Raw genomic sequence first — 324 nt, 5'->3', positions numbered from 1 at the left:
CAAGTGAAAGTAGGTCAAGTCATTCTCGTCATCCTCAGAATGCAAGTAGCTGTGTGCATACTTGGAAGGGGCATTCTTTAGGATCGGAGAGATGGCGACATACTCGGTGAGCCAGTACCCCTGATTCAGCATCGACCAATAGAACAGGGCGCGAGCGGTTCGCCCATTTCCATCCTCGAATGGGTGATCATATCCGATCATGAAGTGGACTGTGATAGCGCGCAGGACGGGCGGAATGTATGCGTCATCCAATTCGCCATTCGCGAAGTCGCATAGCTTCTGAATACGTGCAGGTAGCGTCTCTGCCGTAGGAGGAGTGTGCAG

1 protein-coding gene is annotated in these 324 nt (G+C 52.5%); it reads right to left on the bottom strand.

Features of this window, described 5'->3' with window-relative positions:
* On the bottom strand, nt 1-324 hold a 324-nt coding region (locus ACLZOT_RS51115), incomplete at its 3' end, for a Fic family protein (RefSeq protein ID WP_416976133.1).

This window comes from Streptomyces sp. 4F14, assembly GCF_048159485.1.
In the GTDB taxonomy this organism is placed as follows: domain Bacteria; phylum Actinomycetota; class Actinomycetes; order Streptomycetales; family Streptomycetaceae; genus Streptomyces.
The sequence above is the reverse complement of the archived record's forward strand: the minus strand, read 5'-3'. Positions and strand labels throughout refer to the sequence as shown.